We start from the raw sequence: 404 nt of genomic DNA, 5'->3' as shown, positions 1-404 counted from the left end.
GAGGCGTTCGGGCGCATCGACGTGCTCGTCAACAACGCGGCGTACCAGATGACCTACGACGGCCTGGAAGACATCAGCGACGACGAGTGGGACAAGACGTTCTCCACCAATATCGGCGCGATGTTTCGCATCACGAAGGCGGCGCTGCCGCACATGAAGCCGGGTGGCGCGATCGTGAACACGTCGTCGGTGAACGCGGACGCGCCGAATCCCGGCCTCATCGCCTACGCGACGACCAAGGGCGCGATCCAGAACTTCACCGGCGGCCTCGCGCAACTGCTCGCCGACAAGGGCATTCGCGCGAACTGCGTCGCGCCGGGGCCGGTCTGGACGCCGCTGATTCCGTCGACGATGCCGCCCGAGCGCGTGAAAAGCTTCGGCTCGCAGGTGCCGATGAAGCGCCC

1 protein-coding gene is annotated in these 404 nt (G+C 66.3%); it reads left to right on the top strand.

The features are described 5' to 3' along the window. A partial coding sequence (locus BG61_RS38955) for an SDR family NAD(P)-dependent oxidoreductase (protein ID WP_035943892.1) occupies nucleotides 1-404 on the top strand: 404 nt, incomplete at both ends.

It is taken from the genome of Caballeronia glathei (genome assembly GCF_000698595.1).
Lineage (GTDB): Bacteria > Pseudomonadota > Gammaproteobacteria > Burkholderiales > Burkholderiaceae > Caballeronia > Caballeronia glathei.
The sequence above is the reverse complement of the archived record's forward strand: the minus strand, read 5'-3'. Positions and strand labels throughout refer to the sequence as shown.